11 protein-coding genes are annotated in these 15,004 nt (G+C 45.7%); 4 read left to right on the forward strand and 7 right to left on the reverse strand.

Annotated features, from left to right (window positions below; all coding sequences use genetic code 11):
• Positions 1 to 37: 37 nt before the first annotated feature.
• A complete protein-coding gene (locus NFS34_RS04995; protein WP_251358790.1) occupies positions 38 to 1,042 on the forward strand; it encodes a DMT family transporter in 1,005 nt (334 codons plus the stop codon).
• 146 nt (positions 1,043 to 1,188) lie between these two features.
• Here the strand turns inward: NFS34_RS04995 and NFS34_RS05000 are convergent, their stop codons facing one another.
• The 5 genes from NFS34_RS05000 to cutA all read right to left on the reverse strand — a co-directional run bounded on the left by NFS34_RS05000 (position 1,189) and on the right by cutA (position 6,465).
• The gene (locus tag NFS34_RS05000; protein WP_251358791.1) at positions 1,189 to 1,797 is read right to left on the reverse strand and encodes a copper resistance protein B; all 609 of its coding nucleotides are present in this window, start codon (positions 1,795 to 1,797) and stop codon (positions 1,189 to 1,191) included.
• 104 nt (positions 1,798 to 1,901) lie between these two features.
• Entirely contained in the window at positions 1,902 to 3,734 is a 1,833-nt protein-coding gene (locus tag NFS34_RS05005; RefSeq protein WP_251358792.1) for a copper resistance system multicopper oxidase, read from the reverse strand.
• A gap of 101 nt (positions 3,735 to 3,835) precedes the next feature.
• A complete protein-coding gene (locus NFS34_RS05010) occupies positions 3,836 to 4,210 on the reverse strand; it encodes a hypothetical protein (protein WP_251358794.1) in 375 nt (124 codons plus the stop codon).
• 61 nt (positions 4,211 to 4,271) lie between these two features.
• Positions 4,272 to 6,128: a protein-disulfide reductase DsbD gene (gene dsbD / locus NFS34_RS05015; protein ID WP_251358796.1), complete on the reverse strand. Its 1,857-nt coding sequence runs from the start codon at positions 6,126 to 6,128 to the stop codon at positions 4,272 to 4,274.
• Between the two features lie 7 nt (positions 6,129 to 6,135).
• A complete protein-coding gene (gene cutA / locus NFS34_RS05020) occupies positions 6,136 to 6,465 on the reverse strand; it encodes a divalent-cation tolerance protein CutA (RefSeq protein ID WP_251358797.1) in 330 nt (109 codons plus the stop codon).
• Positions 6,466 to 6,633: 168 nt separating this feature from the next.
• On the opposite strand from cutA, the gene NFS34_RS05025 reads away from it, so the two are divergent.
• The 3 genes from NFS34_RS05025 (at position 6,634) to katG (ending at position 12,216) form a co-directional block, all read left to right on the forward strand.
• Complete coding sequence (locus NFS34_RS05025; RefSeq protein ID WP_251358798.1) at positions 6,634 to 7,122, forward strand: FxsA family protein; 489 nt, start codon at positions 6,634 to 6,636, stop codon at positions 7,120 to 7,122.
• Between the two features lie 205 nt (positions 7,123 to 7,327).
• Entirely contained in the window at positions 7,328 to 9,715 is a 2,388-nt protein-coding gene (locus NFS34_RS05030; RefSeq protein ID WP_251358799.1) for a membrane-bound PQQ-dependent dehydrogenase, glucose/quinate/shikimate family, read from the forward strand.
• Positions 9,716 to 9,993: 278 nt separating this feature from the next.
• On the forward strand, positions 9,994 to 12,216 hold the full coding sequence (gene katG, locus NFS34_RS05035; protein WP_285834447.1) for a catalase/peroxidase HPI: 2,223 nt from the start codon (positions 9,994 to 9,996) through the stop codon (positions 12,214 to 12,216).
• A 108-nt stretch (positions 12,217 to 12,324) separates the two neighbouring features.
• On the opposite strand, the gene NFS34_RS05040 is transcribed toward katG, so the two are convergent.
• Positions 12,325 to 13,731 carry a hypothetical protein gene (locus NFS34_RS05040; protein WP_251358801.1) on the reverse strand — a complete coding sequence of 469 codons (1,407 nt, stop codon included), beginning with the start codon at positions 13,729 to 13,731 and terminating at the stop codon, positions 12,325 to 12,327.
• A gap of 255 nt (positions 13,732 to 13,986) precedes the next feature.
• A complete protein-coding gene (locus NFS34_RS05045; RefSeq protein ID WP_251358802.1) occupies positions 13,987 to 14,922 on the reverse strand; it encodes an NADP-dependent oxidoreductase in 936 nt (311 codons plus the stop codon).
• Positions 14,923 to 15,004: the final 82 nt, after the last annotated feature.

Raw genomic sequence — 15,004 nt, forward strand, 5'->3', positions numbered from 1 at the left:
TACTATTTTCCCAACTTTAGTTAACTGGGGAAATGCAATGTTCAAATTTGTAGCAAAAAACACTAACCAGTTAGCCCTTGTGGGCTTGGTCACCGCCATTTTATTATGGTCGGCTTCATTCGTCGCGATGAAATATGCTATTGCCGAATTTGGCCCAATCTTGACGGTATTTTTACGCATGCTGCTGGCGATGGCAGTATTGTTATTTTTCCTAAAACCTATCACCAAAAAGCAAAAATATGAAAAAGGTGATTGGTGGCTGTTAGGTTTGTTGGCCTTGTGTGAGCCTTGCCTGTATTTTATTTTTGAAAGCTATGCGCTAACTTTTACTACCGCTTCGGAAGCGGGCATGGTCACCGCCTTGCAACCCTTGTTGATTGCAGTGGCAGCATTTTATTTCCTTAAAGAAAAAATTAGTGGTCGCACTATTGTGGGTTGTTTGTTGGCAATGGCTGGCGTTGTTTGGCTGACACTGGCCGGTGGTTCAAGCGAGCATGCTTCAAATCCATGGCTGGGTAATTTATTAGAGCTTGGTGCCATTGCATCAGCGACAGTTTATTGTTTGTTAGCTCGAAAATTGGCACAGCGCTATTCGCCGATCTTCCTGACTTTGTTGCAAACAGTAGCAGGCACTATTTTTTTCTTGCCTTTATTGTTCATACAAACCGAAGCAGTGAGTTTTAACGTTTCAGTTCAAGCAGTGTTTGCGATTTTATTTTTAGCATTTGGCGTCAACATTTTTGCCTTTACTTGCTATAACTATGCTTTTAAAACTATGCCAGCTAATCGGGTCGGTAGTTTGATGAATCTGTTGCCGCTAGGAACCTTATTTTTTGGCTGGCTACTGTTGGGCGAAACCTTGGCACCCATGCAATACGCCGCTGCGGGCTTGGTATTATTAGGAGTTATCTGGTCGCAAACCAAACCTAAAGCCAAAACCGTATTTATCGAACAGTCGGCTATTGCTCGTCAATGGGAAGAACTTCCCAGCTCCAAAGAGATGATCTTTGAGCTAAAGTCGCAATTAAAAATTAGTCATTAACGGATAGCGAAAACGGTAAACAAAAGTAGCTAGGAATAGGGATATAGGTTTACTTATTGCGCATATCCTAATCAGTGCGGTTATTCATGTGAAAGCAGGAATAACCACCATGTGTTATAAAAAATATCTTATTACTAAGATGCCGGTTAGAACCAAAAACTAATTCCGACCAGCCATTCGTTGGAGTCTTTGGCTCCACCGGCATTAATAGCGAAGTCTGCAGTTTTACCAAATTTGCGTTGATATTCATAACCAACATAGACGGCAAACTCCCGGATAAATTCGTAGCGTAATCTAAGTCCAAAACTGGCATCGGCAAGTCCTGAACCGAGTTGGTTAACCGGATCATTTTGGCCGAAAAAGTTTAACTCTAACTCAGGAACTAAGATCCATTGTTGGGTAAACAGCATTTCATACTCGGCTTCGAAACGCGCTGCGACTCTGCCTGACTCGCCAATAAACAGGGCACTATCGATCTCGAAATAATAAGGTGCTAGCCCTTGCAAGCCAATAACTGTCCAAGTGCGTTCTTGCGGTTGCTCAAAATCATGTTTTAGTCCCAGTTGTAGATCCCAGTAGGCTGCTACCGCTTTGGAGTAAAGCATTTGTAATTCGGCACCTTCGAAATCGCCGCCTTCTTTTTCCAATTCAGTTTTAAACCAAAGCTTATCGAGATCTTTACCGATCCAAAAATCGCCCGTGAGTGCATAGCTATCTTCGTCAGCGTCAGGAACATATTCCAGTTGTTCAATCATTAGACTCGTGAGCCAGGGATCATCTTTACTGCCAGCCAAAAGACTTGAGCTCGTCGAAACTAATATCAATGTGAGTAAAAAATTCAAATATGTCATCATGCTTCCTAACCGATCCGAACTTCCCGCATCATGCCCGGCATGTGAAATAGCAGATGGCAATGATAAGCCCAGCGGCCTTTGGCATCGGCGGTGACTAGATAGCTGACTTTGGAGCCTGGCTGTACGATAATGGTATGTTTTTTGGGGATATAGTCAGGATCGCCCGTTTCCAATTCGCTCCAAACACCATGCAAATGAACTGGATGGGTCATCATGGTGTCATTAATCAGTACAATTCTGATCCGTTCGCCATATTCTAGATGGATGGGTTCTGCGTGCATGTGCTTAACGCCATTCATCGACCACATATAACGACTCATATTGCCCGTCAGGTGAATATGCAGCTCACGACTGGGTTGACGCTTATCTTGGGTCGGATAATAATTTTTAAGATCAGAATATTGCAACACCCGGCGTCCATAACGCGCTTGGTGTTGCCTTAATCCAACCCCTGGGTCGCTTACCCCATCCATTGGCATTTCGGCACGCATATCCACCTGTGGGCCAAATTCCGTCGCGGCATGCTGTATTGGGCTGTGACTGCCAAAGCCTGCTTTGCCCAAATTAGATTCTTCAGCCATCAGATCATGATGTTTATGATGCTGCATTCCATTGTGTTTTGGCATTTGATGCTGCTGATGATCCATTTTCGAGTGATCAGTTTTCGAATGATCCATGTCGATATGACTGCTTGTTGAATGATCCATTCCCATATCACGATGCTCTAAGATTGGTGCAAAATCCATGCCGGGGAGTTCAACCTGATACCCTAAATCAGGAGTTAGAGTGCCGCGGGCAAAACCCGAACGATCAATGCTTTGGGCAAAAATGGTGTAAGCCTTGTCTTCGGGCTCAACAATCACGTCATAAGTTTCAGCCACGCCAATTCGAAATTCATCAATACTCACTGGCTGAATGAGTTGTCCATCGGTTGCCACCAATCTCATCTTTAAACCGGGAATACGCACATCGAAAATGGTCATGGCGGCAGCATTGATAAATCGCAAACGCACCTTATCGCCATTGCGAAATTGACCCAGCCAACCAAGATCGGGCGTATTACCATTCATCAGAAAGCTGTAGGTATAGCCAGTAACGTCAGCGATATCGGTTTCACTCATGCGCATCTGATTCCACATCTCGCGCTCGGCGAGCGTGCCTGATAACCCTTTTTCGCGAATATCGCGCCACAGATCGCGCATGGTTCTTTCGCGGAAATTATAGTAATGGCTCATCTTCTTGAGTTTGGCGTAAATGTCGTGCGGATCCTCATCGCTCCAATCGGATAGCATCACCACAAAATCACAATCGTATTCAAACGGCTCTGGCTCTTTGGGATGAATAATAATAGGGCCGTAAACCCCCGTTTGTTCTTGGAATCCCGAATGGCTGTGATACCAATAGGTGCCACTTTGATTGATATCAAATTCATATTGGAAAGTTTCGCCGGGCTTGATGCCATCGAAACTTAAACCCGGCACTCCATCCATCGCACTTGGCAAAATCATGCCATGCCAATGAATCGAACTGTCAGTTTTTAAATGATTGCTAACATTAATCTTTATTCGTTGTCCTTCCTGCCAATGCAGTAGCGGCGCGGGCAAACCTTGGTTAATGCAGGTAGCCAGGCGCGGTTTGCCAGTAAAATTTACCGGATGGTAACCAATATTGAGATCAAATTGATTACCCTTAAGACTGGTGAGCTGATTGATTTTTTCGTGATTGTAAGGGCTCGCTGCTAAGCGCGACCATGGCAACGCCGAAAGCGCTAAACTAGAACTGGCGCCTAGCACAAACTGCCGACGCGAAATTTTGGGGCGGAAACATTTGTTGTTCATCACAACACCTAAATCTGAACAAGTGGTTAAAACTCTGCTAGATAAAAGTAGTAGTTTTTCAAGAATATATACAGCCTATTGTTAGGCGGATCGATCTTGTGTTAGCTGATTTTAGGTGGCTTGAAAAATGTGTGGGTAGGGTTGGTGTGGCCTTCTATCGGCGCCGCTAGTGAGTCGGATGAAGCGGAGTTGGCTACTGCCGATAGGCTAGCAATCAGACTTACGAAGTTAGCGCAACTGGCAAAAGAGCATTGGCAATCCTCGCAACAGCCACTGCTTGTTTCATGCTGTGGCTGTTGCGCTTGCGAGCTTTTAGTATCAGTGGTTTCAGCGCAGTGGCTACTGCTCGTCTGAGTTTGAGTTGCTGGATTGGTCACTTCGCTAAAAGTCATTGGCATTGCCAAGGAATTTGGCACTACTAGGTTAATCACCAGTAGCAGAGCCAAACCATAAAATCTAGATACCATATTAGTCATGAATTTATTCTACACTGACCAGCGCATAGCCTCAAGTGTAAGCCTTAGTTTATGCAGCACGCTAAGGATTCAGTGCGGCTTGAATACGCCTATGAAAAACCTCGGCATCTTCAAATCCAGTGGCTCGGTATTCAGTCAGTTCTTGCCCTTGAGCATCAAAAAACATAATGGTGGGCAGGCCTAACACTTGATATTGCATCATCAGTTCAACATCTTGCTCGTCATTATCAGTAACATCTGCCTGTAGTAAAATGCTGTTACTTAAAGCGTCTTGAACCTTCTTATCGGTAAAGACTAAATCTTCAAATTCATAACAGGCGCTGCACCATTCGGCAAAAAAGTCGAGCATAATAGTTTTATTTTGTGCCTTGGCATTTGCAATTTCTCGATTCAGATCGGCCAAAGATTTAATGGTTTTAAATTCAAGATGGCTACTGGCTTGATTGTTAATACCGTTAAGCGGATTGCTAATCCGACCTTTGCCCGTGTAGGTACCCACCGCAAGCAAAACACCGTAAATAGCCATTAATAGCCCTAGCAATTTGAACACTTTGGCGGCTTTGCCTTGCGCGGTGTTAAAAGCGCCCAGCAGGTAAGCACCAGCAAAAGCCAGCACGCTTAAGCCGCCCAAGAAGAGCCAGTGCGGGATCAAGTGCTTGACGATGTAAAGCGCTAGGCCAAGCATAATAATGCCGAACAAGCTACGGATCTTGCTCATCCAAGGACCAGCTTTAGGCAGCAGTTTGCCGCCTGAGGCGCCGATGATTAGCAATGGAATACCAATACCAAAGCCCAATCCATATAAGGTCACAGCGCCTAGCAGCGCATCACCAGTTGCCGAAATCACGATAAAAGCGGCAATCAAGGGTGCGGTGACGCAAGGCGAAACAATTAAGGCAGAAATGGCGCCCATAATGCCTGCACCAAGGTAAGAGCCTGAGGCTTGTTGGTTGCTGGTGTTGGTTAACTTTTCTTGTAAGCTGCTTGGCAATTTAATTTCGTACAAACCAAACATCGACAGTGCTAGTAATACGAAAATAATGGCGGCGCTGATGGTAAAAGCCGGCGACTGCAATTCCGCGGTGAAACTTTTGCCAACCAAGGCCACTACCACGCCCATAATGGCATAGGTGATGGCAACGGCTTGAGTGTAACTCAGAGATAATAACAAGGATTTGCGGCTTGAGATTTGCTCGCCTTGGCCAACGATAATGCTCGAAATGATCGGGATCATCGGGTACACGCAAGCGGTGAAAGCCATTAACAAGCCTGCGCCGATAAACCAAATAAAGTTTTGCCAAAGGTTATTGGATTTGATTTCTTCGACCCAGACATTGGTGTTGTTTTGGAAACCAGAGGCAAGCTTTGAGCCGGCGTCTGAATTGTCCAAGGGTTTGAAATTAGTGGTATCTGCCGACACCAGTGTTTTGGCGATTTCAGGACTTAAGTTGAGCTCAAACTCGCGACTGGTCGGCGGGTAACAGAGTCGATCTTCGGCGCAACCTTGAAAGTCGAGCGTCAGCAACAAAGAAGGATTAATCGCTGATTGGATGGGAGCCGAGAACTCCAGAAAATTGTAATAGACTTCGGTCAAACCAAAATAGGGGTCGTCCTTTTCGTAACCTTCGGGGATCAACAACTCGCCGAACTCAGCGTCATTGGAACGTAACTTGAGGCGCATTTTATACAGATAATAGCCTTTGGCGATCTCAAATTTCACCAAAACCTGATCGTCTAACACTTCCAGGCTAGGAATAAAGGCTTCGTCCACCTTCAAAAGTTTTTCTTCTTTTTCGATCAAAGAGCCTAAATCAATAGGGTTGTTGGCCAAAACAGCAAAGCTAGCAAAAAAAGCTAGCAGAACTAGCACAGTGGTAACGAAAAAAGGCGCAAAGAAACGGTAATTAATGTTATTCATGGAGTTATTAAGCTTTGTTGATATTCGTTTGTAACCATTGTCCATAAGAGGCTGAAAGCTGCTCAATATTACAACTAATCAGCTCCGGAATCTCATAAGGGTGCTGTTTGGTTAACAATTCTTCGATGGCAGTGAATTGTTCAGCAGTGGATTTGATCAATAAGATCACTTCTTGGGTTTTCTCGATGGCGCCTTGCCAAGCGTAAACACTGCTCACTTGCGGGATCAGATTAACGCAGGCGGCAAGCTTACGCTCAACCAGTTGGCGCGCCAACGATTCGGCAATCGCTTGCTCGGGCGCGGTGCTGATAAATAATTGGAACTCTTGTTGACTCACCTGACTATTCCTAAGGCCTCATAATTGGTTACAATTGTTTGGCTTGCATTATCGAAAGTGACCGCCATTATAAGGTTATTCACTACAGATATCATGAGTTTGCTGCGCCTTGCATAGTAAAGGTTTGTCAGCAATTTGGGTATTTTCTTAGGACAATTGAGCAAAATTATGTGGTTTAGACACTTTCTTCTACTGTTTATCGTTATTGCTATCGCCGAAGTTTATGTGTTGCTGAGCGTTGGCGGTCTTATCGGTGCTGGCTGGACGGTGTTTTTGATTATTCTTACCGGTGTGATCGGGGTTAATATGCTGAAAGGGCAAGGGATTAGTGTGTTTGCTCGTTTCCAACAAAAGCTTAGTAGTGGTCAAGCGCCAGCAGAAGAGATGGTCGAAGGGATACTGTTAGTAGTTGCTGGGGCTTTTTTGATTACCCCAGGTTTTATCACTGACACCCTAGGTTTTTTATGGCTAATTCCGCAAAGTCGCGACTGGTTTGCTAAAAAATTGATCAAGCTTGGCTGGTTTGGTGCGGTAAGAACCACAGGGTTTACCTCAGATCCGAGCGCCGATCCTCATCAATCGAGCCAATCTCATTCGTCCAGCAAAGCTGCAACCGATGATAGCGTGATTGAAGGCGAATATGAGCGCAAGGATTAATTTGGAATATATCGTACAAAATCAAGGCTCTAGGGCTTAGAGTTAACTCATTGATTACACGGCAATATTTTGTGATGGAGTTCACTATTTGCCCGTAATGAAACATGCTAAAGTGGGTTTCAAATTGCCTATAAATATGAGATTCAAGGCGGTTTCATCCAAAAAGTGGTATTCAATACCGTAGAAAGTATCTAAGGAGGGCAACATGTCTTATAGCAGTAAAGCCTTAAAGGCTCTTGCTATCTTTACTATAGCAGTTGGCGCACTTTTATTCTTCCCAGGTATCTGGTTAATAGTCGAAGGCGGTCAGGCGAGTAGTTGGTTTTATATAATTGCTGGTGCAAGTTTGTTATTCGCTGGTTATAAATTTTACCGAGCTGAGCATAGCGGTATTCATATATACCTTTTGGTCTGCTTATTGGCCATTCCTTGGGCTTTATATGAAGTTTGGTCAATGCAAAGTTGGTTTTGGCCTCTGATCCCTAGACTTTTCAGTTTTGCTTTTTTGTTACTGTTGGTTTTGCTGGCGGTGCCAAAATTTGAACAGTATAGGAATGACAATAAAGCCAAATATTTATCTAGAATCGCCGCTGCGGTATTGGCGGTTGGCTTGTTGACGACTTTATGGGGTATGTTTCAACCGCAAGGGGTGATTCAAAACCCCTACACGCCTGATCCGAAAGCTATGTTGATGCAGGCTACTAAAGAAATGGGTAATCGATGGCATAATTATGGCGGAACAACCATGGGTAATCGTTATATTCCTGCCAAGCAAATTACGCGGGAAAACATCGATAAACTGGAGGTTGCCTGGACTTATCGAACCAAGGTTTTTGGTGATCACGATTTAGCCGATCAAAACACTCCAGTATTTGGTAATAATACGGTCTTTGCTTGTACCCCTAATAATCAAGTGCATGCTATCGATGGCGAAACCGGTGTTGGTAAATGGGTTTATGATCCTAAAGCTAGCTCGCCCTTTTTCTACCGATGTCGCGGAGTAACCTATTACGAGCCGCCAGTTGATCCGGACGGTAGAGCTGGGGGTGTTTGCAGTAAGCGGATTGCGATGAATACGGTAGATGCACGGTTATTCTCTTTGGATGCCGAGACAGGCCAACCCTGTACTGACTTTGGTAACAATGGAGTTTTAGATCTTACCAAGGATATGGGAAAGGTTGAACCTGGCTATTATTTTCAAACCTCTGCGCCTACGGTCACTCGCAATATGATTATCGTCGGAGGTTTGGTGGTTGATAACAATCGAGTAGGTGAACCATCTGGAGTTATTCGTGCTTTTGATGGCAGCAGTGGGGAGTTGAAATGGGCTTGGGACTTGGGTCGACCCGGAAAAATGGGGGCTCCGGAGCCGGGCGAAACTTATACACGAGGAACCCCAAACGTTTGGACACATCCGGCAGTGGATGAAGCATTGGGTCTTATTTATTTACCCATGGGTAATGCTACACCAGATGTCGGCATTGCACATCGTCGCCCCTTCGATCATGAGTATGGCGCCTCTATTGTGGCTTTGGATACTGCCACTGGCGAGGAGCGCTGGAAGTTCCAGACGGTATATCGTGACAGCTGGGATTATGATTTACCATCCCAACCCACTTTATATGATGTAACGGATCCTGAAACTGGCGCTAAGGTGCCAGCGTTAATTCAACCCACTAAACGTGGGCAAATCTTTATGCTCAACCGGATTACTGGCAAACCGATAGCTGAAGTGGTTGACAAGCCAGTGGCTACTGATGGTGCGGCTCCGGGTATTGGAGAGCTATCGCCAGTACAGCCTTATTCTGTTGGCATGCCGAATATTGGTGGAGAAGCCTTATCAGAAAATCATATGTGGGGCGCTACCATTATCGATCAACTTTTTTGTCGCATTCAATTTCGTTCAGTCGCTTATACCGGTAATGAATTTCCGCCACCTTCTTTGGAGCCATTTTTTACTTATCCAGGAGCGCAAGGTGGCATGAACTGGGGCTCCGGCTCAGTAGACGAAACTCGTGGAATCTACGTGATCAATGATCTCAGGTTACCCATTATTACCAGCCTTATTCCACGCGAAGATATGCCTGATATTAAGCTTCCGGCAGGGCCGCATGATCCAATCGGCCCCCAGCTTGGAACTCCGTATGCATTAAAGCGTGATGCGCCGAGTTCGATTCTAGGCTTTTTATGCAGCCAACCCCCTTACGGAACTATTTCTGGAATCGATTTGAAAACTCGCAAAATCCTATGGCAAAGACCAGTAGGTACGGTTGAGGATTTGGATTTTATCGGGGTCCATACTGGTATGCGAATCCCGTTGGGCATGCCAACCTTGGGCGGTAGCGTGATTACTGGAGGTGGCCTAGTCTTTTTCCCTAATGCCATGGATCGCTATATGCGAGTATTTGATATTGAAACAGGTGAAGAAATTCGGCGTATAAAAATGCCAGTTGGCGCCAATGCAACGCCGATGAGTTACGTTGCTGATAACGGTAAGCAATATGTTGTTGCTTCTTTTGGTGGCTCTACTTATGCTACGGATGAAAATCGAGGAGATTACGTTGTAGCTTTTGCATTACCCGATGACCTCTAGAGCGTAGATTGGGTTGAATGGAATAACCACGGCTAAAATGTCATCTGTAAGGGCTTTTTAATCGTGGCCAGCGAAAATTATCATATATAACTGAGATTGTAGATCAAATTAAACATTCCTTAGGCTTTCAAGCTTTAGTTTTTTTCGAGGCAAAAAAATCTGTCAATTAAATAATTCTATCAAACAGATAGAAAAGCTTGATTTCATAATCGGTGGTGGTCGGAGGATACTCAGACACATCCAATAGTGGATATGTATATTATTTTAGGGGTAATTTTATGAATTTTTCGATGAAATCATTGGCGTTAAGCACAGCTTTGAGTTTGGCGCTAGCAAGTGGCGCTGGAGGCGCAACAACCATGAGTACAACAAATGAATTTTGGTGGCCTGAGCAGGTCGATTTAAGTCCATTAAGGCAACATTCGGCAGAATCCAATCCTTATGGCGATGAGTTTGATTATACCAAAGAATTCGCCAGCCTCGATCTGGATGCTTTGAAAAAAGATATCGAAGCGGTAATGACCGATTCGCAAGATTGGTGGCCAGCGGATTATGGTCATTATGGTCCTTTCTTTATTCGCATGGCTTGGCACAGCGCGGGCGTTTATCGAATTTTCGATGGCCGCGGTGGTGCGGGCGGCGGACAGCAGCGTTTCGAGCCGCTCAACAGTTGGCCGGATAATGCCAATTTGGATAAAGCACGGCGTTTATTATGGCCGGTAAAAAAGAAGTATGGTCGTAAAATTTCCTGGGCCGACTTAATGGTGCTGACGGGTAATGTGGCGATGGAATCGATGGGTTTTAAAACCATAGGCTTTGCCGGTGGCCGCACTGACGACTGGGAAGCTGAAGTCGTCGATTGGGGTTCGGAAAAAGAATGGCTAACCGATGGCGAGCGGTATTCGGGTAAAGAACAGGGCCAGCGGCAATTGAAAAAGCCCTTGGCGGCGGTACAAATGGGGCTGATTTACGTCAACCCAGAAGGGCCAAATGGTAATCCCGATCCCTTGTTAGCAGCCAAAGATATTCGCGATACCTTTGGCCGTATGGCGATGAACGATGAAGAAACCGTTGCCCTGATCGCCGGTGGCCACACTTTTGGTAAGGCTCATGGCGCAAGAAAGCCGGATAACTGTGTCGGCAAAGAACCCGCAGCGGCAGGTCTGGAAGAACAGGGTTTTGGCTGGACCAGTAAATGCGGCAGTGGCAAAGGCGCAGATACTATTACCTCTGGCTTAGAAGGTGCTTGGACCGTCAGCCCTGCCCAGTGGACGCACAATTTCCTGCAGAACCTATTCCAATTCGAGTGGGTGCAAACCAAAAGTCCCGCTGGTGCGACCCAGTGGATCCCAAAAGATGGTCAAGCGGCGAATTTGGTTCCGGATGCGCACGATAAATCTAAACGCCATGCTCCCATTATGTTGACAACGGATCTGGCGTTAAAAGAAGATCCTGAGTATCGAAAAATTTCAAAACGTTTTTTGGAGGACCCAGAAGAATTTGAATTAGCCTTTGCTCGCGCTTGGTTTAAATTGACTCACCGTGATATGGGGCCAAACCATCGCTATATCGGCAAAGAAGTGCCAACTCAAACTTTTATTTGGCAAGATCCGCTACCAAAACGCGATTACGATCTAATCAATGCGAGCGATATTAAAACCTTAAAAGCCGAACTAACGGACAAGTTAAGTGTTTCAGCGTTAGTTCAAACCGCTTGGGCTTCGGCGGCTTCTTATCGCGCAACCGATGGCCGTGGTGGTGCTAACGGTGCGCGAGTGGCACTAGCGCCGCAAAAAGATTGGCCAGTCAATAACCCCCAAGCCTTAGCTAAGAATTTGGATGTTTTAAAAGCGATTCAAAAAGACTTTAACGATGACTCGGGCAAGCGCAAAGTATCCTTAGCCGATCTTATCGTGCTAGGCGGCGCAGCGGCAGTTGAAAAAGCAGCCAAGCAGAATGGTTTTGATATTAGCGTACCCTTTACCGCAGGGCGGGTAGACGCCAGCCAAACGCAAACCGACGCCGAATCTTTTGAAGTGTTAGAGCCGAGCGCCGATGGCTTTAGAAATTATTACTCAACAGATAATAGTTTCAAGCGGCCAACCGATGCCTTGATCGATCGTGCAAGCATGCTAAACCTTACGGTGCCGGAAATGACGGTACTGGTAGGCGGATTGCGAGTTCTGGGTGCGAATGCAAACGGTTCTTCCGATGGCGTATTTACCGATCAAGTAGGTACTCTAAGCAATGACTTCTTCGTCAATTTGTTGGATATGTCGACTCAATGGACTAAATCCGAAAAATCCGAAGGGCTCTATAAAGGCATTGACCGTACGACTGGCGATGCAAAATACAGCGCTACGCCAGTGGACTTGTTGTTCGGCTCACACGCTGAGCTAAGAGCCATTGCTGAAGTGTATGCTGCCAACGACGGACAAGAAAAATTTATCAATGACTTTGTTAAAGCGTGGCATAAAGTGATGAATCTTGACCGTTCTTAAGGCTCATTGAGATAAACACCTAATAAAAAAGCGTTAGCCTTGGCTAGCGTTTTTTTTATGTAGGTTCTTACTCTTAAAGATAACGGCATCAAGTGGCATGAGTAATTTTCAAGGCGACCAGTCAGGGTTTCGGCCATCGTCAACCAATTGGACTAGGTTCTTTCCGTCGCTGTCGATGCGCCAGATGGAGCAGGGGCATTGTGGGCGGTCGCCAAAGCGAACTTTTTGTGGGCTATCGCTTAGTTTGGCAGCGCGATCAAACACGATTTGCTGACCATTGGGGGAAATGGCGGCGGTACCAATGGCTTGATTGTCGAGCTTTAAAATTTGCTTAAATGGACCATCGTTGTGGGAAATATAAATTGCCGCAAAATCTGGCAATCGAGTATCTCTGCCATAGGCCGAAATAATGGTGGTTTTGCCATCAGTGGTTGCATCAATGCTGGTTAATTTACAGCTAATGGTCTCACCACACAGGTTGGTTGCCCCGCCTTTAATTTCAGCGGGCTGTTTAACTGGCGCAACATAAAGTCCGGTGGCAATGGCGGCGGATTGAAAAGCCACGATAGCCGGTTGGTCGCTGTCGGCACCGCCGGCAAAGACTCGTGTGATCTTATTGTTAGTGGTATTGTCGCGCGTATCTAGCCAGCGGCTAGCGCTTTCGTTCGGTTTTATATCGGCATTAACCATCCAGATATTGTGTGACGAGAGCGTCGTATCCGGCTCCGAATAAATCACCGCTAAAGTTTGGTCGTCGACCCAAGCAGGTGAATAAACTAATGGACAAGTCACGCTAAACAACATTGGCATAGAGCCTGCATCCACCGTTTTTCCGGCGATTAGATCCACTTTTAACGCAGCATCAAAGCTACAAGGGTTGCTATGCCCCGGGTGGTGATTGAAAATCCGCACATATTGATAGATGTCTTTACCAAAATCGGCAACTTCTAAAGTAAAGGTTGCTGTTTGTCCTTCGCGCAATAGTTGTTTCGATGGCTCTTTAGCGCCTTGCACCCAAGCTGACAATTCACCGCCTTTAAGCAAACGGCGAGCTTTAACCTGTACCTTGCCAGTATTATATTGTGCCAATTCATCGATGGAGGGTGCATCGCTAGGACGCTTTAAATTATCACCATTGGCATCGATCACATAGACATTGGTGGTGTTGTAGGAGCGATCCCAGTCATGATCCGAAGCAAAGGCAATCCGCTGCCCATCGGGCGAAGCGGCAAGTTCCCAGATAGAGGTTTCTTTGGCTGCATAATCGGGGATGCTAAAAATTTCTCGCTGATTGTTGCCATCGGGGCTGATCGCTTGAATGCTGTTGCCGACATGGCTGGGTGTGATAAAGATAATTTCTTCTTGTTTGGTAAACGCTTGAATCGGTTTGTCTTGTGTGAAAGTTTTCAGCGAGTTGTTTTTTTCAGGCTCAGACGAACTTGTCCGAGGGTTCTCATCGGTTGGCGAACAGGCGATCAATATTAAAGCGGCAAGGCAAAACCCAAAGTAGCGCATAACCTCTATCTTTCCAATAAAAGCGGTTTAGATGAGTTTATCTGCAATGATGTGTGCTTTGCTAGGCCGCAGTCCTTATCTTTGGCGGGTTGATCGGTGATACTGATGGGTAATTATCATCTTAAATGTGAGGCTTTCCACAAATGGAACTAACCCATTCACCTTCACCTAGTTAGTCATTCGTCTTCGCAAGTAAAGCCCAAAACGGTTTATGATGGGTTTTTTGTTAATGCTAAAAAACTATCAGCCTTGACGTTAAGGTTGACCAACGTACAGGGCAATTTTACCCACCGTGCGTCCAGATTCGCTTAAGGCATGAGCTTTTTCGATATCGCTTAAGGCAAACTCGGCTCCGACTAGTGGTCGAACTTGGCCTTGATCGACCATTTCTGCCAATTGCTCAAGAATTTGCGCGTTTGGTTCAATAAAATAATCCATTGCCTTAACGCCATATTCTTGGGCTTTTTCTTGTGAGGGCGGGCTAACCACCGATGCTAGCAAGCCGCCAGGTTTGAGTACCGAAAATGACGATTCTTGAACCTCTCCACCAAGAGTATCGAAAACCATATCTAGATCGCTCAAGACTTGGCTGAAATCTGTTGTTGTGTAATCAATGACTTGGTCAGCACCTAAAGATTTAACCAAAGCGGCGTTTTTGCTTGATGTGGTTGAAATAACGTAGGCGCCACGCGCTTTGGCGATTTGAATGGCCAGTGAACCGACGCCGCCAGAACCAGCATGAACCAAAACTTTTTGCCCAGCCTTAAGATTGCCATGGGTGACGATAGCGTCCCAAGCGGTGATCCCCGCCAACGGCAAGGTTGCTGCTTCGGTATGGGAAATGGTTTGCGGTTTAAGCGCCACTTCATCAGCCTTGACGCTAATATATTCAGCATAGGTGCCATTGCGGTTAATATCGGGGCGCGAATAGACCTGATCGCCCGCTTTAAAATCAGTCACTTGTGAGCCAACAGCCTCAACCACGCCCGAAAGATCCCAACCAGGGGTTAAGGGCATGTCATAGTTGATATAATCTTTTAAATAACCAGCGCGAACTTTCCAGTCCACAGGGTTTACCGAACTGGCAACGATCTTGATCAGGACTTCATCAGCGGCAATTTCAGGTTTAGGCGCATCTTCATAAGATAAAACTTTGGCGTCACCATATTGGTGCATTCTAACGGCTTTCATAAGGTTACCTTTTGTATCAATGAATCAGATTTAGCAAATCTGCTTTGCTAAAAAATAGGTGTTGATAAGACCTAGACAACTG

It is taken from the genome of Kangiella sp. TOML190 (genome assembly GCF_023706045.1).
In the GTDB taxonomy this organism is placed as follows: domain Bacteria; phylum Pseudomonadota; class Gammaproteobacteria; order Enterobacterales; family Kangiellaceae; genus Kangiella.